Origin of the sequence: Brucella grignonensis, assembly GCF_002252505.1 — a bacterium.
Classification (GTDB): Bacteria; Pseudomonadota; Alphaproteobacteria; order Rhizobiales; family Rhizobiaceae; genus Brucella; species Brucella grignonensis.
This window is the reverse complement of the sequence record NZ_NNRL01000163.1, coordinates 348,566-370,062: the sequence shown is the minus strand read 5'-3', so window position 1 is coordinate 370,062 and position 21,497 is coordinate 348,566. Positions and strand designations below refer to the sequence as shown.

Sequence of the window (21,497 nt, the reverse complement as noted above, 5' to 3'; positions counted from 1 at the left end):
ATCGATTTCAAGGCGTGTTGTTGCCCGAAACTGCGCCGCCGTCAATCACAACACGCACCTTGTTTTCAAAGATCACGATCTTGCCGTTCTCCTTGATCTGCATACTGTCAGCACTGATCTGTGTACTACCATTACGAATATCGACAGGCTTGTCCGTCGTAATCTGACCGCTCTTCAGATTGACATCCGCAGAACGCATGACGGCGTGCAAGCCTTCATTCGTCGTAACAGTAAAATCCTTATCAAGTTGCAAACGGCCGTTCGCATTATCGTAAACACCGGAGGCAGCTTCGACCTTGGCGCTACCATTGTCACCAACTGGCAACTCGGCAGAAATGCCTTCAAGCGCTATTGCACCACTGTTTTTGGCGTCCTGCACGGCCTTTGCCGCAACCATCGAATAGGGACGGTTGTCTTTGGTATAGCCGTTGAGCTGTGGATTGCTCATGACAAGCTTGCCACTCTCGCCACCGTTATTGACTTCGACCTTCACGGGCGCGGCTGGCGTGGCGAGAAACGTGTACCAGGAAAAGACCGCCGCAAGCGCAATAGCAGCAACAGGCAAAGCAGTTTTAAGCACGCGCACGCGGATCGAATGCCGCTGTGCTGCTTGAAAAAGCGAAGCCGCCTTTTCAGACGCTCCAAAATGCATGCCACCGCCATTGGGCGCCGCGGAAGCGGATCCCTGCGAAGCATGGATATGTGGTGTGTCAGCGCTCATAGTGTCTTTCGATTACTCAATCTGTTATTCGGCCTGTTATTCGACAGCTTTTTAATGCTGCTTCATTGCTCAACTGTTTACAGAAGCATCCAGCAGCGAACTTTTTCACGCGATGCTGTCTTAGTTCAATGCGGTTTATTTGGGGTGCAATACCCTGACACTCAAGTCTAATACACGTCACAAAACACCGCACCTGCCATGCAAAAATGACATGAACACTGCGGAAACGCTATAAAACCGGCTTTTCTTCAGTCTTTTACAGCAACAAAAGCCGATCACTTCATTGTTAACATACAAGTGATTTTGATTATAGTCTCGGCAAGTTTCAGACAAATTCATCAAGAGAGCTTGCAGCCTTCCCCTGTCGCGGGTCATAGATTAAAGAACATCGACTACACTTCGTTTTGAAGAAATGGATGGATGAGGATGGCTCAGGACGCCGAAGCACTGATCGAAAGACGCAAGCTGCGTAGAAAGCTCACAGTCTGGCGCGTCGCTTTTCTGCTTTTGCTGGCGGCCCTGATTGCTGGAGTTGCTTCCTATTCCATGCGAGGCCCCAATTATGCGACGCCGCATGTTGCGAAAGTTCGCATTGAAGGCACAATCTTCGAGAACGAAGAATTGTTGAAGCGTCTTGACAAGATAGCCGATGATGATGCGGTGAAAGGCGTGATCCTCATCCTCGATTCACCCGGTGGAACCACGGTCGGGGGCGAATCAATTTACGAAGCCGTACGGAAAATCGCTAAAAAGAAGCCGGTCGTAACTCAGGTCGGGACCCTTGCGGCATCGGCTGGCTATATGATTGCCAGCGCATCTGACCACATTGTAGCGCGGCAGACATCGATCGTTGGTTCGATAGGCGTGTTGTTCCAGTATCCTGATCTTTCCAAACTGCTCGACACTGTTGGTGTAAAGGTTGAAACCATCAAATCATCGCCATTGAAGGCAGAACCCAACTATTTCAGCCCGGCAAGCGACGAAGCCAAAGCCATGATCCGCAATATGATCATGGATTCCTACGACTGGTTCGTCGGAATTGTTCAGGAGCGTCGCTCTTTCACGCGTGAAGAAGCGCTCGCTCTGGCCAATGGTGCGGTTTTTACGGGGCGTCAGGCGCTGGAAAAGAAACTGATCGATGGCCTTGGTGGCGAGGAAGAGGTCGTTGCCTGGCTGAACAGCAAAGGCGTTTCCAAGGACTTGCCGAAGCTTGAATGGAAACCTGTCAGCAGCGACACTGGGTTTTCTCTGCGTGACCTGATTATTCATGCTGGCGCGCGTCTTCTTGGCGTGCCGCAAGAGGCTGATGCCATGTTGAAGGAAATCGCCAAGGATCGTATCTTCCTTGACGGACTTCTTTCGGTTTGGCACGTTGACGGAACGCCGGGCATCATCCCGGCAAACAAATGAGTCTCTCACCGGACAGATATAAACACAGGGGGTTAAAGCCGTGATTAAATCGGAACTCGTTCAGGTTATCGCCAGCCGGAATCCGCATCTTTTCCAGCGCGATGTCGAAAATATCGTCGGCGCGGTCTTTGAAGAGATCACCAATGCCCTTGCTGACGGCAACCGCGTGGAATTACGCGGCTTTGGCGCTTTCTCTGTGAAGAACCGTCCAGCGCGCAGCGGTCGCAATCCACGTACAGGCGATACGGTAGACGTTGAAGAAAAGTGGGTGCCATTCTTCAAGACCGGCAAAGAACTCCGCGACCGTCTCAACGGCGCCATCTGATCAATCGTCATGATGGCAAAGCGCATTGTAACAATTGTCATTCTGGTGCCACTGGCGGTCATTCTGATCGCTCTTTCGGTCGCCAACCGGGAAACGGTTGGCCTGACAATTGATCCATTCAATCCCGGCAATCCTGCGCTGACCTATCAGGCACCGCTGTTTATCTGGCTGTTTGGCGCGCTTATCTTCGGCGCTTTGATCGGCGCTGCCGTTACATGGCTGACGCAAGGCAAGCATCGTCGCCGGGAGCGCCGCTATAAAAAAGAAGCGTCCCAGCTTCTGGAACGTGCTGAATCGGCAGAAAAGCGCCATGTGTCGAGTACAGTTTCCAAAGCCTGATAGCAGCGCTTTTTCTTTTTCACTTTCGTTCCGGCATTATTTGGCCTACCTACAGGCCAAATAATAAGCGGAGTTTCGGGTGAAGGCGCCAAAAGGAAAAGGCAAAAAGCCAACAGGCGGTAAAGAGCAGCGCGGCTCCAGTCGCGCAAAGCACGATGAGCCGCGTTCGGTTGCCAGACAGGGAAACAAGCCTGACGATAAGGGCTCGTTCTTTAAAAAGCCACGCCCGCAATTTGCCAAGGCTCCCGTAAAGCCTGCTGAGGAAAAGCATATTGCAGCGCCTCTGCGTGAGATCAAAGCTTACGCAGGCGAACGTCCCGGCGAACGCACACCCGTTATCCTCGAGACTGAACCATCAAATGATTATGCATTGCTCGACAGCGGCGATGGCCTCAAGCTTGAGCAATATGGTGCTTATCGTATCATACGCCCGGAAGGTCAGGCGATCTGGCTTCCGAGTCTGCCGAAAAGCGAATGGGACAAGGCCGATGCTGTCTTTACCGGCAACACCGATGAAGAAGGCATGGGGCGCTGGGCATTCCCGAAACTGCAGCCCGGTCAGACTCTGGGTGAAACATGGCCGATGCAGCATGATGGCATTTCGTTTCATGGCCGCTTCACTTCGTTCCGCCATGTAGGTGTATTCCCTGAGCAGGCCGCGCACTGGTCCTATATGGATGAGCTGATCCGTAATGCAGCCAAATCGGGCCGCACGGTGAAAGTGCTCAATCTGTTTGGCTATACCGGCGTTGCATCGCTCGTTGCAGCGCGTGCAGGTGCCGAAGTCACCCATGTCGATGCTTCCAAGAAAGCAATCGTCTGGGCCCGTGAAAATCAAGAAATGGCGGGGCTTTCCGATAAGCCAATCCGCTGGATCTGCGAAGACGCGATGAAGTTTGTGCAGCGCGAAGAGCGCCGCGGCAGCTTCTATGACATTATCCTGCTTGATCCGCCCGCTTATGGTCGTGGCCCAAACGGAGAAGTCTGGCAATTGTTCGAACATCTGCCAGCCATGGTCGATACCTGTCGTTCAATCCTCACGGCAAACGCCCTGGCAGTCATCCTGACTGCCTATTCGATCCGCGCTTCCTTCTTCGCCATTCACGAACTGGTCCGCGACCGCTTCACCGGCCTTGGTGGCACAGTCGAATCGGGCGAACTTATTCTGCGCGAACGCTCAGCCAAGCGTGCGCTTTCCACCTCCATGTTCAGCCGCTGGGTAGCAAAATGAGCCGAAACGACGATTTTTCCAGAAGCGGCAACAATCAGACCGGATCACGCGTGGGTCAGGTGAAGGAAGTCACCAGCCTCACCAACCCCATTGTCAAAGACCTGCGTTCGCTGGCGCTGAAAAAATTTCGCGATCAGCAGGGCGTATTTCTGGCTGAAGGCCTGAAGCTCGTCATTGATGCCTTTGAACAGGACTGGCGCATCAAAACGCTTGTGTTTGCCAAGTCCGGCAAGGGCAACAAAATGGTCGAGCAGGTTGCAGCCCGTACCTTCGCCAAGGGCGGACTGGTGCTGGAAGTGACTGAAAAGATCATGGCTGCCATCACTCGCCGCGACAATCCGCAGATGGTGGTTGGCGTTTTCGAACAGCAGTATCAGCAGCTCTCGAGCCTCAAGCCGAAAAGCAACGATGTCTATATTGCACTCGACCGCGTGCGCGATCCCGGAAACTTAGGCACCGTTATCCGCACGGCTGATGCAGTTGGTGCCAAGGGCGTGATCCTGATCGGCGACACCACCGATCCCTATTCGCTGGAAACCGTTCGCGCCACGATGGGATCGGTCTTCTCGGTGCCGCTTTATAAGGTGACGGAAATCGAGTTTCTCAACTGGCGCAAGGGTTTTTCCGGCCTCATCGTCGGCACACATCTTAAGGGTGCTGTCGATTATCGCACCATCCCCTATGCCAAGAAGCCAGTCATATTGATGATGGGCAATGAACAGCAGGGGCTACCGGACACTCTGGCTGAAACCTGTGACAAGCTCGCACGCATTCCGCAGGCAGGCCGAGCAGACTCGCTCAATCTGGCGATTGCCACCGGCGTCATGCTTTATGAAATTCGCCGCGAGGCACTCACTCTCGATGAAAGGGCCAGCGGATGAAGCGTCATGCGGTTTTGTCCTCGTTTCTCGTTGTCATTATCGCAGTCCTGATTGATCAGGGCGTCAAGTTTCTGGTCGAAACCCGTATGGGTTACGGGCAGCAGATTGATCTGCTGCCGTTCCTCGCGCTGTTCCGCACCCATAATGAAGGCATTGCCTTTTCAATGTTGGCATGGCTGCATGACTGGGGCCTGGTCGCGATCACCGCAGCCGTCATCCTTTTTGTGCTCTATCTCTGGTGGACAAACCCACCTGAACGTATTTTTGCGCGCTACGGATTTGCGCTTGTGGTTGGTGGTGCCATTGGCAATCTCATTGATCGCGTCATGCATGGTTATGTGGTCGACTATATTCTCTTCCATCTGCCGACATGGTCATTCGCTGTTTTCAATCTGGCTGATACCTTTATCACCATTGGTGCAGCACTTATCATTCTGGAAGAGTTTCTCGGTTGGCGACGCGAGCGGGCAACGCGTTAGCCGGTTTACAGACTCTTTTTTGCCCCCAATCCGAAACGCTTGATCCGGCTCAAGCTTTCCCCTATTTTGACTGTGAAATTTAACTGATTTTTGAAGGGGATAAGCTTCACCCACCCCAAATGACACATTGGTGACACGCTTTTGTCATCCTCGCGTAGCACTGAATCTGTATTGCTGCGGTCAGATTGGACGTCATGTCCTCGCAACCAGACCGTAAGAAAATCGGAATTGGTTAGCTCTTGCTGAAATATCAGTAGGAAAACCATTCAGGAATGCGAGAACAACAAGATCAGGAGCGAATCATCATGTCAGTACTGCTTGGAATGGGCCAGCAAATCATTGATGATACGGTCATGTCGGGCATAGAAGCACAACCAACGCTCTTCACATCCGCAAGCGATCCCATTGTTCTGGGGCGTATCGGGTCACTGGAAGTACGACTTGCAAATTCTCGCGATGCGATTGATGCCGCGCAAGAACTGCGGTTCCGCGTCTTTTTCGAAGAAATGGGCGCACGCAAGGAAACCATCGAAGAAGTTGAGCTTAGAGATGCCGACCGTTTCGACGCCATCTGCGATCATCTTCTGGTTTATGATACCTCGTTGCCGGTTCCTGAACATCAGCAGATCGTTGGCACCTATCGTCTGATGCGAAGTGATCAGGCCGAAAAAGCGCTCGGTTTCTACTCGGCCGAAGAATATGACGTTCAGCGCCTGGCGCTTTCGCGGCCGAATCTCAGGCTTTTAGAACTTGGCCGCTCCTGCGTTAAGGCGGAATACCGCTCAAAGCGCACGGTCGAGCTTTTGTGGCAGGGTGCATGGGCCTATTGCCGCCGTCATTCGATTGACGTGATGTTTGGCTGTGCGTCGTTCCACGGTGCCGTGCCTGCAGCGCATGCGCTGGGTCTATCCTTCCTGCATCAGAACTGCCGTGCAACGCCCGATTGGGATGTACGTGCGCTGCCGCATCGCTATCAGCCGATGGATCTGATGCCAAAAGAAGCAATCAACACCAAGGTTGCACTGTTCTCGATGCCGCCACTGGTGAAAGGCTACCTGCGCCTTGGTGCAATGATTGGCGACGGCGCTGTCATCGATGAAGCTTTCGGCACGACCGATGTGTTCATCATCCTGCCAATCGAGCGCATTTCCAGCCGTTACATTACGTATTACGGCGCTGACGCGAATAGGTTCGTATAAAACAAAAGGCGAAGCACCAGCTTCGCCTTTCTAACTTCACGCCCTGCCCGCCAGCTCTTTCAGCTTATAAATCAGCTCAAGCGCTTCGCGCGGCGTCAACTCATCCGGGCTGATCGCGGCCACGGCTTTGGACAATTCGCTGTCCTTTGCGGCAGTCTGCGGCTTGGGCTTTTCCTGTTGCAACACAACGGAAAACAGCGGCAGATCATCGATCAATTTGTCAGCCTTGCCCGATGTTTCACCCGCTTCCAACTGATGCAGAACATCGCGTGCACGATTGACGACAGCTTCCGGAAGACCAGCAAGGCGCGCAACCTGCACGCCATATGAGCGGTCAGCCGCACCCTTCGCCACTTCATGCAGGAAGACGACATCATTGTCCCATTCCTTGACCCGCATGGTGACGTTGAACAGCCGGTCCAGCTTTTCAGAAAGTGCCGTCATTTCGTGGAAATGCGTGGCAAAAAGTGCGCGGCAGCGGTTTTTTTCATGCAGATATTCCACTGCCGCCCAGGCAATCGACAGCCCGTCAAAGGTTGCCGTGCCTCGACCAATTTCATCGAGAATGACCAGTGAACGTTCGCCTGCCTGATTGAGAATGGCGGCAGTTTCAACCATTTCCACCATGAAGGTCGAACGGCCCCGCGCCAGATCATCCGACGCGCCAACACGGCTGAAAAGCCTGTCCACAACACCGATTTGTGCGGAGCCCGCTGGCACAAACGATCCCATCTGCGCGAGAATCGCAATCAATGCATTCTGGCGCAGGAATGTCGATTTACCGCCCATATTCGGGCCAGTCAGCAACCAGATCGCACCATTCCCCCCGTCTGATTGTGGAGAAAGATCGCAATCATTGGCCACAAAAGGATTGGCCGCCTGTCGACGCAATGCCTGCTCCACCACCGGATGACGACCGGCGATGATGTTGAAAGACAGGCTGTCATCGACCAGCGGACGGCAATAGCCCTGCTCTTCGGCAAGAACGGCAAGAGAAGCGGAAACATCGAAAACGGAAAGTGCTGCAGCGGCGGCACGGATGCTATCCGCATGGCTGACCGCTTCCGCAGTCAACTCCTCGAAAATCGCCAGCTCAATGGAAAGCGCACGGTCGGCAGCATTGGCAATCTTGCTTTCAAGCTCAGCCAGTTCCGTGGTGGTGAAGCGCATGGCATTGGCCATGGTCTGGCGATGGATGAAGCGGCCCTTGGCTTCAACCGTATCGGTCATGGCACCGGAATTATTAGCGGTCACTTCGATGAAATAGCCAAGCACATTGTTATGCTTGATTTTCAGCGTCTTAATGCCGGTTTCCTCGATGTAATCTGCCTGAAGCCCGGCAATAACACGGCGCGACTGATCACGCAGCGCGCGCATTTCATCAAGCTCGGTATTATAGCCCTGACGCACGAAGCCACCGTCACGCTTCAAAAGCGGCATTTCCTCGGCAAGCGCGCGGTCGATATGGGCAGCAAAGCTGACAGGCAATGTCTCAATCGCTTCGCGTGCCTGAGCCAGCTCATCGGGCAGAAGTGCGCCTTCGAGAAGCGAGCCAATGCCGTTGGCGGCTTCAAAGCCACGCTGCAAAGCGCCCAAATCGCGCGGACCACCGCGACCGACCGCCAGACGCGACAAGGCGCGTGGCATATCCGGCACGCCTTTCAGCTCCAGTCGAAACCCTTCGCAAAGCGATGGTTCATTTAGAAACCATGAAACGGCATCAAGACGTAGCGCAATTGCCTTTGGATCGGTCAAAGGTGCAGTCAAACGTTCAGCCAGAAGGCGCGCACCACCGCCCGTTACCGTGCGGTCGATGGCCTTGAGCAGACTGCCCTCACGATTGCCCGACATAGTGCGTGCCAGTTCAAGACTGGCACGGGTGGCAGGATCGATGAAAATCGTGCCGCCTTCCTGCTCGCGTTCAGGCCGCATCAGAGGCGGACGCTCTGAAATCTGCGTCTTTTCTATATAGGCAATCGCACCGGAAATGGCGGAAAGCTCGGAGCGGCTGAACTGCCCGAAACCGTCAAGGGTTGCGACATTGAAATAGCGCTGGATGCGTGTCTCCGCTGCACCACTGTCAAACAGCGTTGCAGGCTGTGGCACAACTGATTTGCCAATCAGATCAAAGGTCGGGCGCAGATCAGCATCGTGAAAGGCCGTATCAGCGACGACCAATTCGCGCGGATCGACGCGGGCAACATCGGCAAAAAGCCGGTCTTCGGTTGTTTCCGCGACCCGGAACGTGCCGGTTGAAATGTCGATCCAGGCGAGTGCCAGCGCGCCGTCACCCTTGGTGCGGCCAAGCGTCATCAGGAAGTTTGCCTCAGACGGATCAAGCAGTTTTTCTTCAGTGATCGTGCCGGGCGTTACCAGCCGGGTCACATCACGGCGGACCACCGATTTTGAGCCGCGCTTTTTGGCTTCCGCCGGGTCTTCGATCTGTTCGCAGACCGCTACACGATAGCCTTTGGCAATCAGTCGCTGGAGATAATCATCAGAGGCATGAACCGGCACACCGCACATTGGAATGTCTTCGCCCAGGTGCTTACCGCGTTTGGTGAGCGTGATGCCGAGCGCGCGGGATGCTTCCACGGCATCATCGAAGAACAGTTCGTAGAAATCGCCCATGCGATAGAAGAGCAGCGAATCAACATTCGCGGCTTTGATCTCGATATATTGCTCCATCATGGGCGTGAGGCGAACAGCGGTTTCCTGCACAGAGCTTTCAACCGTCTGAGGATTATTGTCGCCAGCTTTCGATTCCATAGTGAAGCCTTCGTTTATTGCGCATTTAAATCGTTTAAAGTCATAAAGTTTCACGACTCATCACTTTTGGGATCAACATCTGTTCCAATATGCACTGTTTACACCGTGCATCACTGGCGCTATCGAATTTGTCCCGCAGATGAATCCGGAGGGAACATGCCAGCCTCGACGCCGAAGGGCAACACGCCAGAACGCACACCCACAGCCAGTGAGAAGGAAGCGCTCGACTTTCACGCTCAGGGCCGCCCGGGCAAGCTGGAGATCAACCCCACCAAGCCCATGACAACGCAACGCGACCTGTCGCTTGCCTATTCACCCGGCGTCGCGGTGCCGGTCAAGGCCATCGCGGAAGATCCTGCCCGCGCCTATGACTATACCGCCAAGGGTAACCTCGTCGCGGTCATCTCCAACGGCACGGCGATCCTCGGCCTCGGTAATCTGGGTGCGCTTGCATCCAAACCCGTCATGGAGGGCAAGGCTGTCCTCTTCAAGCGCTTTGCCGATGTCGATTCCATCGATCTTGAAATCGATACGACCGATATCGACGCCTTCATCAACGCAGTGCGTTATCTCGGACCATCATTTGGCGGTATCAATCTCGAAGACATCAAGGCACCAGACTGCTTCATTATTGAAAGCCGCTTGCGTGAGTTGATGGATATTCCGGTTTTCCACGATGACCAGCATGGTACGGCAATCATTGCCGCAGCGGGCATGATCAATGCGCTGCATCTGACGGGCCGCGACATCAAGAACACCAAGCTCGTCTGTAATGGCGCAGGTTCTGCTGGCATTGCTTGTATTGAGCTCATCAAAGCCATCGGTTTTCCGGCTGAAAATGTCACGCTCTGCGACACCAAGGGCGTCGTCTATCAGGGCCGTGAAGAAGGCATGAACCAGTGGAAGTCGGCCCATGCCATCAAGACTTCCAAGCGCACGCTCGAAGATGCGATGAAAGATGCCGACATCTTCTTCGGCGTTTCGGCAAAGGGCGCATTGACCAAGGAAATGGTGCGTTCTATGGCACCAAACCCGATCATCTTTGCCATGGCCAATCCGGACCCGGAAGTAACACCGGAAGACGTGGCAGAAGTGCGTGACGACGCAATCGTTGCTACTGGCCGTTCGGACTATCCGAACCAGGTCAATAATGTGCTGGGCTTCCCGTATATTTTCCGTGGCGCACTCGATGTTCGTGCCACCACGATTAATGACGAGATGAAGATTGCAGCTGTCTATGCAATCGCGGAGCTCGCACGCGAAGACGTGCCGGACGACGTGGTTGCCGCTTATCAGGGCAGCCGTCCGCGCTTCGGTCCGCAATATATCATCCCGGTACCATTTGATCCGCGCCTGCTGGCGACGGTTTCGGCTGCTGTCGCCAAGGCTGCAATGGAAACCTGTGTTGCCGGTCGCGCCATTGACGATCTTGAAGGCTACAAGCGCGAACTGCTGGCGCGTCGTGATCCGATTGCATCAACATTGCGCGGCATTTATGAGCGCGTGCGCCGCCAGCCAAAACGCATCGTCTTTGCCGAAGGCGAAGAAGAGCAAGTGATGCGTGCCGCTGTTTCCTACGTTAATCAGGGGCTTGGCACGGCCATTCTTGTTGGCCGTGAGGAGCGCGTTGCAGAAACCGCAAAAGCAGCCGGTCTTGATCTTGATCGTCCGGGCATCGAGATTATCAATGCGCGTCTTTCGAGCCGCAATACGGTCTATGCCGATTATCTCTATGAGAAGCTGCAGCGCAAGGGCTATCTGACGCGTGACTGTCACCGCCTGATCAACAATGACCGCAATCATTTTGCAGCCTGCATGGTGGCGCTGGGCGATGCCGACGGCATGGTAACGGGGATCACTCGTAACTACGCGACCGGCCTCGAAGATGTGCGCCGCGTGATTGATTCAAAGCCGGGCCATCGTCTGGTTGGTGTTTCCATTGCGCTCTGCCGTGGCCGCACGGTGTTCATCGCCGATACCGCAGTCCATGAAAAGCCAACAGCTGAAGAACTTGCCGATATCGCCGTTGAAGCGGCGGGCATGGCACGCCGCATGGGCTATGTGCCGCGCGTGGCACTGACAGCGTTCTCGACCTTCGGTCATATGGTCGGCGAAAGCTCGGCACGTATTCAGGAAGCAGTTCGTATTCTCAACACACGTCATGTTGATTTTGAATTCGACGGTGAAATGAGTGCAGACGTTGCTCTCAACCCGAAGCTGATGGACCGGTATCCTTTCATCCGCCTGTCGGGTCCGGCCAATGTCATCGTCACGCCCGACAATCATTCGGCTTCGATTGCTGCCAATATGCTGCAGGAGCTGGGAGGTGCTACCATCATTGGCCCGCTGCTCGTCGGTCTCGATAAACCAGCGCAGATTGTCAATATCGGCGCAAAAGATACCGACATCGTCAATATGGCAGCAATCGCGGCCTATAACGCAACCAGCTAAGCAGACGACCAACACATGGAAAAGGCCGGGCATTGCCCGGCCTTTTCGTTTGAAGCGTCCACACACGTTTCCGCGACACAACTTATATTCGCTTGTCGTTATCGGAAAACCGGCTTCCACTTTTCCGCGACAAGCGAGAGTATGTTCACCATATCTAAAACCGGCTATAGGATGATGACCGCAAGCCCTTCCCCACAAGCCGGACATCAAAGCCGCATGAGCGCACACGACCTGAAGCTTGAAGAAATCGTCAATCCAGAAACACTGCGTCGCAAGCTGAACGAACTGGCTGATTCCACAGATGAGAGCTACACAAGCCCGTCCGTGCGCAAAGTCGTGTTGCAAGCGCTTAAAGATGCTCTGATACGCGGTCGTGCCAATGCGGAAAGCCTGCTGATGAAAGATGGCGGCGGTACACTTTGTGTGCGGCGCTTGTCTTATCTCATGGACACGCTGATCAGCGCGTTGTTCGAATTTGCCAGCACCAAAGCCTACCCGATGACGAACCCGTCCAAAGCTGAAAACATGGCGGTTGTCGCTGTTGGTGGCTATGGGCGCGGCGGGCTTGCTCCCGGTTCCGATATCGATCTTTTGTTCCTGCTGCCCTACAAGCAAACCCCATGGGGCGAACAGGTCGCCGAATATATGCTCTACATGCTTTGGGACATGGGGCTGAAGGTCGGCCATTCGACGCGCAATATCGACGAATGCATTCGTCTTTCACGCGAGGACATGACAATCCGCACAGCCATTCTGGATGCACGTTTCATTATCGGCAATCGCGACCTGTTCAATTTACTCGTCACCCGCTTTGACGAGGAAGTGGTAAAAGATACCGGACCTGAATTCATTCAGGCCAAGCTTGCCGAGCGCGATAATCGCCACAAAAAAGCGGGCGAAACGCGCTATCTGGTTGAACCCAATGTCAAGGAAGGCAAAGGCGGCCAGCGCGATCTGCACACGTTGTTCTGGATCGCCAAATATTTCTATCGCGTCAAAAGCAAGGAAGAGCTGGTCAAGCTCGGTGTTCTTTCGCGAGCCGAATTGCGCCTTTTCAACAAGGCCGAGGATTTCCTTTGGGCTGTGCGTTGCCACATGCATTTTGCAACGCTTAAAGCCGAAGAACGCCTTTCCTTCGATATCCAGCCGGAAATTGCGCAGCGGCTTGGCTACACCGCGCATCCGGGCCAGAACTATGTCGAACGCTTCATGAAGCATTACTTCCTTGTGGCCAAGGATGTCGGCGATCTGACCCGCATTCTCTGCGCGGCGCTCGAAGAAGAACAGGCCAAGCATGTGCCGGGCTTCAACCGGATCTTCCTCACCTTCTCACGCCGCAAGCGCAAGCTTTCCGCAAGCGGAGATTTCGTCTCCGAAAATCACCGCATCAATATTGCCGATCCCGACGTCTTCAAGCGTGACCCCGTCAATATCATCCGCATCTTCCATCTTGCTGACAAGCATGGACTGGAATTTCATCCCGATGCAATGCAACAGCTTACCCGTTCGTTGAAGCTCATCAACGGGGAACTGCGCGAGAACGCAGAAGCCAATCGCCTTTTTCTGGAAGTGCTGACATCGCCGCGCAATCCGGAATTGATCCTGCGCCGCATGAATGAATCTGGCGTGCTGGGTAAGTTCATCCCGGATTTTGGCAAGATCGTCGCGATGATGCAGTTCAACATGTACCACCACTATACAGTGGATGAACATCTGCTGCGCTGCATTCAGGTCATGTCTGAAATCGAGCACGGGGAGCTTGAAAACGAGCACCCCCTGGCCAACCATCTCGTCACCACCATGAAGCGTGACCGCGTTCTGCTTTATGTGGCCATTCTTCTGCATGACATCGCCAAAGGTCGACCAGAGGATCATTCCATTGCCGGTGCTCGCATTGCCCGCAGGCTCTGCCCACGCTTCGGCCTGTCTGCATCAGACACGGAAACCGTGGAATGGTTGGTGCGCGAGCATCTGACCATGAGCATGGTTGCGCAGTCTCGCGATCTCAATGATCGCAAAACAATTGTCGACTTTGCCGATACGGTTCAGACGATGGAACGGCTGAAGCTTTTGCTGATCCTGACCGTCTGTGACATCAAGGGCGTTGGCCCCGGCGTCTGGAATGGTTGGAAAGGCCAGCTTCTGCGTACCCTTTTCTATGAAACTGAACTCGTTCTGACGGGCGGCTTCTCCGAATTGCCACGCGCTGATCGTGACCGGCAGGCGCGCGCAGCATTGGCCGACAAATTATCCGACTGGCCAGCGGCAGAACGCGATGCTTATCTTAGCCTGCACTACACTAACTATTTCCTGACCGTCAGTCTCGACGATCAGGTACGCCACGCCCATTTCATACGGGAAACGGATCGCAACGGTCGTGCGCTTGCCACGATGGCCAAACCACACACCTTTGAGGCTGTCACGGAAATCACTGTGCTCGCCCCCGATCATCCGCGCCTGCTTTCGATTATTACCGGCGCTTGTGCGGCGGCTGGCGGCAACATTGTCGATGCGCAGATCTTCACCACAGGCGACGGTCGTGCGCTTGATACAATCCTGATCAGTCGCGAATTCGACACGGACGAAGATGAACGCAGACGCGCCGAGCGCGTGGGCAAGGTGATCGAAGACGTGCTTTCCGGCAAATCTCACTTGCCGGATGTTCTTGCCAAGCGCACCAAGCCCAAGAAAGGCGCTAAAGCCTTCAAGGTCGAGCCGCATGTGGAGATCAACAATACGCTCTCGGATAAGTTCACCGTCATCGAAGTGGAAGGGCTGGATCGCCCAGGTCTTCTTTCGGAACTGACCGGTCTTATTTCTGACCTTTCGCTGGATATTGCTTCGGCTCATATCACCACTTTCGGCGAAAAGGTGATCGACAGTTTCTATGTAACCGATCTCGTCGGGCACAAGATTTCAAACGCAACCCGACAGGGCAATATCAGGCGCAAGCTCCTTGCCGTTCTTGGCGGGGAAAATAGCACGAAGACCAACGGTCGCGCAGCAGCATAGGTTTTTAGATTACATGAGTTTGGTCAAAAAGTTCGCAACGGTTGCGTCCGGCACGCTGATGAGCCGCATTTTCGGCTTCACGCGCGAAATGCTCATGGCAGCAGCGCTCGGCACCGGCCCCGTGGCGGACGCATTCAATGCGGCCTTCCGCTTCCCGAACACGTTCCGCAGATTGTTTGCTGAAGGTGCATTCAATGCGGCCTTCGTGCCGCTGTTTGCCAAGGAGATCGAAAAGAACGGCATGGAGGGCGCACGCCGCTTTTCCGAAGAAGTGTTCGGCGTTCTGTTCACTGTGCTGCTCTTCATTACGATCGCCATGGAACTCTCCATGCCGTTTATCGTGCGCACGGTCATTGCGCCGGGCTTTACCGATGATCCGGTAAAGTTCGACAATACTGTGCGGCTTGCGATCATCATGTTCCCCTATCTCGCCTGCATGTCGCTTTCGGCAATGATGGGCGGAATGCTCAACTCCCTGCATCGCTATTTTGCAGCCGCGATTGCGCCGGTGTTCCTCAACATCATTCTGATTGGCGTTCTGGCCTTTGCCTGGTGGAAGGGCTACGACGCACTTGCCGTCGGCTACGGGCTCTCATGGGGTGTGATGGCGGCCGGTGTGGTGCAACTCGCTATCGTATGGCTTGCCGTGCGCAATGCGGGCATCAAGATCGGTTTCCGTCGTCCGCGCCTGACTAAAAATGTCAAACGCTTGCTGGTGCTGGCATTACCTGCAGCGATTACCGGCGGTATCACGCAGATCAATCTGCTGATCAACACCAATATCGCATCGGGCATGGAGGGAGCCGTATCCTCGCTCGTTTATGCTGATCGCATCTATCAGTTGCCGCTCGGCGTGGTTGGTATTGCGGTTGCGACTGTGCTTTTGCCGGAGCTCTCCCGCGCATTGCGTGGCGGACACATGAAAGAGGCCTCGAACCTGCAGAACCGCTCGGTCGAGTTCACGTTGTTTCTCACACTTCCCGCAGCCGCAGCATTGCTTGTCATGTCAGAGCCGATTGTGCGGCTTCTGTTTGAACGCGGTCAGTTCAGTGCTGAATCGACAATCGTCGTTTCCAATATTCTCGCGATTTACGGTTTGGGTCTTCCAGCGTTTGTTCTGATCAAAGCCTTTATTCCGGGCTTCTTCGCGCGCGAAGATACCCGCACACCAATGATCTTTGCTGCCATTTCAGTGGTCGTAAACGTCTCGCTGGCCATTACGCTATTTCAGCGCATGGGACCAAGCGGCATAGCGATTGCCGAAATTACTGCCGGTTGGGTCAATGCAGCGCTCTTGTTCGCAACACTCGTCAAGCGTGGCCATTGGGGGAGCGATATACCGTTGCTCACCCGCATTCCCCGCCTGCTGATTGCAGCGGGCGTGATGGCAACAGGTATCTATTTTGCCATCGGGCATTTCGCATATGAACTCTCATCTGCTGCCTCGTTCGCGGTCAGAGCAGGCACCGTTACGACTATGGTTGTTGCAGCAATGGTCGTCTATTTTGCACTGGCCTTTGGTCTCGGCGGTGCCAATACCGCCATGATCCGCCGTGGCATCAAACGTGGAGGCGTAAATAAGGAACCCGGCGCAGACACATAATTGCCCTTGAAAGGCTGCCACAGCTCTGCGAAAACACCGCATCAAATTAGTACCCTTCGCTCTCCACCGGCGGAGGCCAACATCAGGATAAAGTCATGAGCACGTTTAAACCGCTTGTCTTCTCCGGCGTCCAACCGACCGGAAATCTTCACCTCGGCAATTATCTGGGTGCGATCAAGCGGTGGGTAGAGGTTCAGGAGACGCAGGAATGCATCTACTGTGTCGTTGATATGCACGCGCTGACCGTTTCGCCTGATCCGGCTGAACTCATTCAGTCGACCCGCGAAGTCACGGCCGCATTTCTGGCTGCAGGCATTGATCCCAAGCGGAGCATTGTCTTCAACCAGAGCCGCGTCATGCAGCATGCGGAACTTGCATGGGTGTTCAACTGCGTTGCGCGCATCGGCTGGATGAGCCGCATGACGCAGTTCAAGGACAAGGCAGGCAAAGACCGCGAGAACGCCTCGCTCGGCCTCTTCGCCTATCCAAGCCTCATGGCTGCCGACATTCTGCTTTATCGCGCAACCCATGTTCCAGTCGGCGAAGATCAGAAGCAGCATCTCGAACTGACCCGCGACATCGCCCAGAAGTTCAACAATGACTATTCCGATCGCATTGCCTCGCTGGGTATCGGTGTTGACATGCAGGTGGGTGACGAACAGGTTTCGGGCTTCTTCCCGCTGACCGAGCCGATGATTTCGGGTCCAGCCATGCGCATCATGTCGCTGCGTGACGGCACCAAGAAGATGTCGAAATCCGACCCTTCGGACCTTTCGCGCATCAATCTGATCGATGATGAAGAGACCATCAACAAGAAGATCCGCAAGGCCAAGACCGATTCTGACGGTTTGCCAACGGAAATTGATGGCCTTACCGGACGCCCGGAAGCCGATAACCTCGTCGGTATCTATGCGGCCATGTCATCGAAGTCGAAGGAAGAAATCCTGAGCGAATTCGGAGGCCGTCAGTTCTCTGAATTCAAAGCAGCGCTCGCTGATCTTGCTGTGGCAAAGCTGTCGCCTATCACTCATGAGATGCGTCGTCTGGTGGCCGATCCAGCCTATATCGACAGTGTTCTGAAAGATGGCGGCGAACGTGCCAGCGTGATTGCAGAAGCAAACATGCGCCACGTCCGCGATATTATCGGCTGGTTGCAGAACTGATAAATAATCAGGAGCTGCCCGCTTGCGGGCAGCTCTTTGCAATGCCACATTATCGCCATGGTATCCAAACGACTTAGCCGGGAAGCCGGCCACCGACGCAAGTTTCTTGCTGTTATTGACGACACGCCCGAATGCGAGCGTGCAGTCGCCTATGCCGCACGCCGCGCCAAGAATACCAATGGCGCGCTGGTCATGCTGTTTGTCATCGACAATTCAGATTTCCAGCAGATTCTGGGCGTTGGCGAGATCATGCGACAAGAAGCAGAAGAGCGCGCACGTTCAACGCTAGAAAAATTTGCGGCCACTGTGCGCAAAGAACAAGGTATCGAGCCGGAATTGATCATCCGCGAAGGCAACACCAATGATCAATTACCAAGCCTGATTGAAGAAGATCAGGACATAGCCATTCTCGTTCTGGCTGCGGGTTCCGGCAAGGAAGGTCCCGGCCCTCTGGTCCAATCGCTTGCAGGGCGGGCATTGTTCCAGATTCCCGTTACCGTGGTCCCCGCGGGACTTTCCAACGATGACATTGATGCGGTGACATAATCACCCTATATTGATCGTAACTCGTATATGCCCGTACAAGGCAGGGCTTGCCTTCGCGCGTATCCATGCTTACGAACAGTTTCTGATATTGAAAGCGGAGAACGGATATGTTCATCCAGACCGAGACTACGCCGAACCCGGCGACCCTGAAGTTTCTTCCAGGCAAGGTTGTCATGCCTGAAGGGACGGCGGATTTCCGTGACGCGGCAAGCGCAGGCAATACGTCGCAGCTCGCTGCAAAGCTTTTTGCGGTGCCCGGCGTAACCGGCGTCTTCTTCGGCTATGATTTCATCACAGTCACCAAGGAAGACGGCGAATGGCAGCATCTGAAGCCAGCCATCCTTGGTACGATTATGGAGCATTTCATGTCTGGCCTGCCTGCCATGGCGGGTAATGCCAATGCCGATGCAGCAGGCGCTCATGACGATGAAGAATTCTTTGATGAGGCAGACACCGAAATCGTCGAAACCATCAAGGAATTGATTGAGACCCGCGTTCGCCCGGCTGTTGCACAGGACGGCGGCGATATCACATTCCGCGGTTTTGAAAATGGTACAGTGTTTCTGCACATGAAGGGCGCCTGCTCTGGCTGCCCGTCATCGACGGCAACGCTCAAGCATGGCATTCAAAATCTTCTGCGCCACTTTGTGCCGGAAGTGCAGCAGGTCGAACAGATCTGACCCCGCTGAGATTTATAAAGAAAAAGGCCGCTTCTCAGCGGCCTTTTTCTTGTTCCAGAGGCATCTTTACTGCCTCACAATAACCTTGGCACCCTGATCTGCGCGTTCATGGAGATCGATGATATCCTGGTTCATCATGCGCACGCAGCCAGACGACATGGCCTTACCAATCGACCACCATTCCGGTGTGCCGTGGATACGGTAGCCAGTGTCTCCGCCCTTGTTGTAAAGATAGAGCGCACGTGCACCCAGTGGGTTTTTCAGGCCCGGCTCCATACCATTGCGATATTTTGCCAGTTCCGGCTGACGCTTGATCATAGGAGCGGGTGGCGTCCAGGTCGGCCATTCACGCTTCATGGCGACGCGCGCGGTTCCCGACCAGCCAAAGCCTTCGCGGCCGACGCCGATGCCGTAACGCATCGCCTTGCCATCGGGCATGACGTAATAGAGGAACTTCTCACGCGTCTCAACGACGATCGTTCCGGGCGCTTCATTCGTCTGATATTTTACGATCTGACGGCGATACTGTTGTGGAATCTTCTCACTTGGAATGGCTGGAATCGTATAACCAGCATCACTGATCGAAGAATACGACGCGGTATAGAAAGCGCCGCCCACCGTGGAGCAACCCGCAAGAGCACCACCAAGAAGAAGTGCTGCGGCCAGCTTCAAAACGCGAGACTTCATGAATTTCCCCCAGATTGAGATTTTCCATCATCAGGAGCGAATCGCTCATTCACGTGCAAAGTTGCGTTAGTATTGTTAACCAGGCGTTAACCGTAAAATGAAAAATCCTGCTTTGGTCGCTTTCTTGCCATTTTTGCTGCGGTTGTGTGGCCTCAGCGTCTCAATGGACGGCATTTTGCTGTTGTTTCAAGCATCGGTCAGGCGCAAAATCTGGTCATGCCAATCGTGATTCCCAACAAATCTCACCCTCTTTCAGATGGACGGCAGTCCGAAAACGCGCTTCTTGTGCGACGCGGTGTGCAGCGTCTTTTTCTGGAAATGGGATTGGCAACGCTGCCCGAACTGCCTCTGGCGTCAGGAAGACGCGCTGATCTGATTGCGGTCAGCCGCAAAAGCGAGATCTGGATTGTTGAGATTAAGTCCTCGATAGAAGATTGGAAAGCGGACCACAAATGGCCTGAATATCGCGCCTATTGCGACCGGCTTTTCTTTGCGACCCACCCGGCAGTGCCACGCGAAATCTTCCCTGAAGATTGCGGCTTCATCTTATCTGACGGCTATGGCGCTGAAATTCTTCGTGACGCGCCGGAACACAAGCTTGCCGGTGCAACCCGCAAGGCGCTGATGCTACGCTTTGCTCGAGCAGGGGCTGCACGGCTGACCATTGCAGAACTTGCCGGTCTCGATGTGCCCGAGACCGAGATAGATTAGAGCGCATCCCGAAAAGGGTGAAACGGTTTTCGGACAAAGATGCGCGTTAAAACAAATATTTAGAGCGCCGATCTGATCCTATCAGATCGAAACGCGCTCTAAATCAGCGCGGCGCGCGTTTAGCCAGAATCCGTTGCAAAGTACGGCGATGCATATTGAGGCGGCGCGCTGTTTCGGAAACATTGCGCTCGCACATCTCATAAACACGCTGAATATGCTCCCAGCGAACACGATCGGCGGACATTGGATTTTCAGGTGGCGCAACCTTTTCGCCCGGACGACGGGTCAGAGCAGCAAACACCTCATCTGCGTCGGCAGGCTTGGAGAGATAGTCAATCGCACCAAGCTTCACGGCATTCACCGCAGTTGCGATATTACCGTAACCGGTCAGCACGATGGCGCGCGTATCCGTGCGACGTGAACGGATGGCCTCAATAACGTCGAGCCCATTACCGTCTCCCAGCCGCATGTCCACAACCGCATAAGCGGGTGCAGCGGCCTTTGCAGCGGCGATGCCTTCTTCAACCGATTCTGCAGTCGTTACCTGAAAACCCCGGCCTTCCATGGCTCGGGCAAGACGCTGCAAGAAAGGCTTATCATCATCAACCAGAAGGAGGGTGGGATCGTTGCCAATGGCTTCGGTGTCTTCCTGCTTCAAGTCTTCCATGGGGTGCTTCCTGCCTGTATTTTTCTTTCCTTATTGATACCCCTGCGTCAAAAAGTCAAATAGCCATTGAATTATTGAAGCAATCTCAACATCCACCCATACGCAAAAGCGATGCAAGCCATTGTATTTTCAGAATATTTTAAAAAATAGACACAAGGAATTGATAGCAAAATCGTGCGTAAGCGGCAGTCCTTTGCTCAGACGGCCCAATATTGCCGTGCCTCGGCAGGTAGCCCGGCTAGAAAGCTATCCAGCTTCACTTGATCGATATGCGCACGCAACGCCTTGGCAACATCGTAAATAGCTGAATCCGGCGCGAAATTATGATCTTTACGGAGAGACTGCACTTCACGGGTCAAGGTTTGGCGGCTCAGAAATGGCCGCTTCGTTTCACCAATATCCCAGTTCGCTATAAAAACAGCGCGAAGAACAGGCGGCAATATCGCGGCAAAACGAATCGCTTGATCGACCTCCAGCCGGTGACGGAAAGTGAGCAGCACAGCTTCCACCATCGTATAGGCCTGATTGCGTGTGGCGAGCCCTGCCTCGTCCCGAGCCATATGGAGAAACTTGTCGAACTCCTCCGTCGCTCTCTGAATCTCAAGCAGGATCGTCATGCTGCA

19 protein-coding genes are annotated in these 21,497 nt (G+C 54.3%); 14 read left to right on the top strand and 5 right to left on the bottom strand.

Annotated features, from left to right (window positions below):
• Positions 1 to 7: 7 nt before the first annotated feature.
• Positions 8 to 721: an LPS export ABC transporter periplasmic protein LptC gene (gene lptC, locus CEV33_RS15555; RefSeq protein WP_094541318.1), complete on the bottom strand. Its 714-nt coding sequence runs from the start codon at positions 719 to 721 to the stop codon at positions 8 to 10.
• A 426-nt stretch (positions 722 to 1,147) separates the two neighbouring features.
• Here lptC and sppA point away from each other — a divergent pair, with 426 nt between their 5' ends.
• The 7 genes from sppA (at position 1,148) to CEV33_RS15515 (ending at position 6,585) form a co-directional block, all read left to right on the top strand.
• On the top strand, positions 1,148 to 2,131 hold the full coding sequence (gene sppA / locus CEV33_RS15550; protein WP_094541317.1) for a signal peptide peptidase SppA: 984 nt from the start codon (positions 1,148 to 1,150) through the stop codon (positions 2,129 to 2,131).
• A gap of 40 nt (positions 2,132 to 2,171) precedes the next feature.
• On the top strand, positions 2,172 to 2,456 hold the full coding sequence (locus CEV33_RS15545) for an integration host factor subunit beta (protein ID WP_007873253.1): 285 nt from the start codon (positions 2,172 to 2,174) through the stop codon (positions 2,454 to 2,456).
• A 9-nt stretch (positions 2,457 to 2,465) separates the two neighbouring features.
• Positions 2,466 to 2,795, top strand: coding sequence for a lipopolysaccharide assembly protein LapA domain-containing protein (locus tag CEV33_RS15540; RefSeq protein ID WP_094541316.1), 330 nt, complete (start codon positions 2,466 to 2,468; stop codon positions 2,793 to 2,795).
• Positions 2,796 to 2,874: 79 nt separating this feature from the next.
• A complete protein-coding gene (locus CEV33_RS15535; RefSeq protein ID WP_094541315.1) occupies positions 2,875 to 4,026 on the top strand; it encodes a class I SAM-dependent methyltransferase in 1,152 nt (383 codons plus the stop codon).
• The gene (locus CEV33_RS15530; protein WP_094541314.1) at positions 4,023 to 4,907 is read left to right on the top strand and encodes a TrmH family RNA methyltransferase; all 885 of its coding nucleotides are present in this window, start codon (positions 4,023 to 4,025) and stop codon (positions 4,905 to 4,907) included. The genes CEV33_RS15535 and CEV33_RS15530 overlap by 4 nt, the downstream gene beginning before the upstream one ends.
• Positions 4,904 to 5,386: a signal peptidase II gene (lspA, locus tag CEV33_RS15525; protein WP_094541313.1), complete on the top strand. Its 483-nt coding sequence runs from the start codon at positions 4,904 to 4,906 to the stop codon at positions 5,384 to 5,386. Before CEV33_RS15530 ends, lspA begins: the two co-directional genes overlap by 4 nt.
• A 305-nt stretch (positions 5,387 to 5,691) precedes the next feature.
• Positions 5,692 to 6,585, top strand: coding sequence for a GNAT family N-acetyltransferase (locus tag CEV33_RS15515; RefSeq protein ID WP_208620207.1), 894 nt, complete (start codon positions 5,692 to 5,694; stop codon positions 6,583 to 6,585).
• A 36-nt stretch (positions 6,586 to 6,621) separates the two neighbouring features.
• On the opposite strand, the gene mutS is transcribed toward CEV33_RS15515, so the two are convergent.
• Positions 6,622 to 9,354, bottom strand: coding sequence for a DNA mismatch repair protein MutS (gene mutS / locus CEV33_RS15510; protein WP_094541311.1), 2,733 nt, complete (start codon positions 9,352 to 9,354; stop codon positions 6,622 to 6,624).
• 156 nt (positions 9,355 to 9,510) lie between these two features.
• Between mutS and CEV33_RS15505 the strand changes: the two genes are divergently transcribed.
• The 6 genes from CEV33_RS15505 (at position 9,511) to CEV33_RS15480 (ending at position 18,809) form a co-directional block, all read left to right on the top strand.
• Positions 9,511 to 11,805 carry an NADP-dependent malic enzyme gene (locus tag CEV33_RS15505; RefSeq protein ID WP_094541310.1) on the top strand — a complete coding sequence of 765 codons (2,295 nt, stop codon included), beginning with the start codon at positions 9,511 to 9,513 and terminating at the stop codon, positions 11,803 to 11,805.
• Positions 11,806 to 12,021: 216 nt separating this feature from the next.
• Complete coding sequence (locus CEV33_RS15500) at positions 12,022 to 14,817, top strand: [protein-PII] uridylyltransferase (protein WP_094541309.1); 2,796 nt, start codon at positions 12,022 to 12,024, stop codon at positions 14,815 to 14,817.
• 13 nt (positions 14,818 to 14,830) lie between these two features.
• Positions 14,831 to 16,420 (top strand): murein biosynthesis integral membrane protein MurJ, encoded by a 1,590-nt coding sequence (gene murJ / locus CEV33_RS15495; protein WP_094541308.1) that lies wholly within the window; start codon positions 14,831 to 14,833, stop codon positions 16,418 to 16,420.
• A gap of 95 nt (positions 16,421 to 16,515) precedes the next feature.
• Positions 16,516 to 17,583, top strand: coding sequence for a tryptophan--tRNA ligase (gene trpS / locus CEV33_RS15490; protein WP_094541307.1), 1,068 nt, complete (start codon positions 16,516 to 16,518; stop codon positions 17,581 to 17,583).
• Positions 17,584 to 17,589: 6 nt separating this feature from the next.
• On the top strand, positions 17,590 to 18,129 hold the full coding sequence (locus tag CEV33_RS15485; protein WP_024898179.1) for a universal stress protein: 540 nt from the start codon (positions 17,590 to 17,592) through the stop codon (positions 18,127 to 18,129).
• A gap of 107 nt (positions 18,130 to 18,236) precedes the next feature.
• Positions 18,237 to 18,809 carry a NifU family protein gene (locus CEV33_RS15480; protein WP_094541306.1) on the top strand — a complete coding sequence of 191 codons (573 nt, stop codon included), beginning with the start codon at positions 18,237 to 18,239 and terminating at the stop codon, positions 18,807 to 18,809.
• 66 nt (positions 18,810 to 18,875) lie between these two features.
• On the opposite strand, the gene CEV33_RS15475 is transcribed toward CEV33_RS15480, so the two are convergent.
• Positions 18,876 to 19,496, bottom strand: coding sequence for a L,D-transpeptidase (locus CEV33_RS15475; RefSeq protein ID WP_094541305.1), 621 nt, complete (start codon positions 19,494 to 19,496; stop codon positions 18,876 to 18,878).
• Between the two features lie 216 nt (positions 19,497 to 19,712).
• Between CEV33_RS15475 and CEV33_RS15470 the strand changes: the two genes are divergently transcribed.
• On the top strand, positions 19,713 to 20,207 hold the full coding sequence (locus tag CEV33_RS15470) for an MmcB family DNA repair protein (protein ID WP_094541745.1): 495 nt from the start codon (positions 19,713 to 19,715) through the stop codon (positions 20,205 to 20,207).
• A 103-nt stretch (positions 20,208 to 20,310) separates the two neighbouring features.
• Here CEV33_RS15470 and regA read toward each other — a convergent pair whose 3' ends face one another.
• Entirely contained in the window at positions 20,311 to 20,874 is a 564-nt protein-coding gene (gene regA, locus CEV33_RS15465) for a global response regulator transcription factor RegA (protein WP_024898183.1), read from the bottom strand.
• A 197-nt stretch (positions 20,875 to 21,071) separates the two neighbouring features.
• A complete protein-coding gene (locus CEV33_RS15455) occupies positions 21,072 to 21,491 on the bottom strand; it encodes a DUF2267 domain-containing protein (RefSeq protein WP_094541304.1) in 420 nt (139 codons plus the stop codon).
• Positions 21,492 to 21,497 lie beyond the last annotated feature (6 nt).

Excerpts from the sequence above, each read along its gene's own strand:
- lptC (WP_094541318.1), bottom strand. The coding sequence starts at position 721 with ATGAGCGCTGACACACCACATATCCATGCTTCGCAGGGATCCGCTTCC.
- sppA (WP_094541317.1), top strand. The coding sequence starts at position 1,148 with ATGGCTCAGGACGCCGAAGCACTGATCGAAAGACGCAAGCTGCGTAGA.
- CEV33_RS15540 (WP_094541316.1), top strand. The coding sequence starts at position 2,466 with ATGATGGCAAAGCGCATTGTAACAATTGTCATTCTGGTGCCACTGGCG.
- CEV33_RS15530 (WP_094541314.1), top strand. The coding sequence starts at position 4,023 with ATGAGCCGAAACGACGATTTTTCCAGAAGCGGCAACAATCAGACCGGA.
- lspA (WP_094541313.1), top strand. The coding sequence starts at position 4,904 with ATGAAGCGTCATGCGGTTTTGTCCTCGTTTCTCGTTGTCATTATCGCA.
- CEV33_RS15515 (WP_208620207.1), top strand. The coding sequence starts at position 5,692 with ATGTCAGTACTGCTTGGAATGGGCCAGCAAATCATTGATGATACGGTC.
- mutS (WP_094541311.1), bottom strand. The coding sequence starts at position 9,354 with ATGGAATCGAAAGCTGGCGACAATAATCCTCAGACGGTTGAAAGCTCT.
- CEV33_RS15505 (WP_094541310.1), top strand. The coding sequence starts at position 9,511 with ATGCCAGCCTCGACGCCGAAGGGCAACACGCCAGAACGCACACCCACA.
- CEV33_RS15500 (WP_094541309.1), top strand. The coding sequence starts at position 12,022 with ATGAGCGCACACGACCTGAAGCTTGAAGAAATCGTCAATCCAGAAACA.
- murJ (WP_094541308.1), top strand. The coding sequence starts at position 14,831 with ATGAGTTTGGTCAAAAAGTTCGCAACGGTTGCGTCCGGCACGCTGATG.
- trpS (WP_094541307.1), top strand. The coding sequence starts at position 16,516 with ATGAGCACGTTTAAACCGCTTGTCTTCTCCGGCGTCCAACCGACCGGA.
- CEV33_RS15480 (WP_094541306.1), top strand. The coding sequence starts at position 18,237 with ATGTTCATCCAGACCGAGACTACGCCGAACCCGGCGACCCTGAAGTTT.
- CEV33_RS15475 (WP_094541305.1), bottom strand. The coding sequence starts at position 19,496 with ATGAAGTCTCGCGTTTTGAAGCTGGCCGCAGCACTTCTTCTTGGTGGT.
- CEV33_RS15470 (WP_094541745.1), top strand. The coding sequence starts at position 19,713 with ATGCCAATCGTGATTCCCAACAAATCTCACCCTCTTTCAGATGGACGG.
- regA (WP_024898183.1), bottom strand. The coding sequence starts at position 20,874 with ATGGAAGACTTGAAGCAGGAAGACACCGAAGCCATTGGCAACGATCCC.
- CEV33_RS15455 (WP_094541304.1), bottom strand. The coding sequence starts at position 21,491 with ATGACGATCCTGCTTGAGATTCAGAGAGCGACGGAGGAGTTCGACAAG.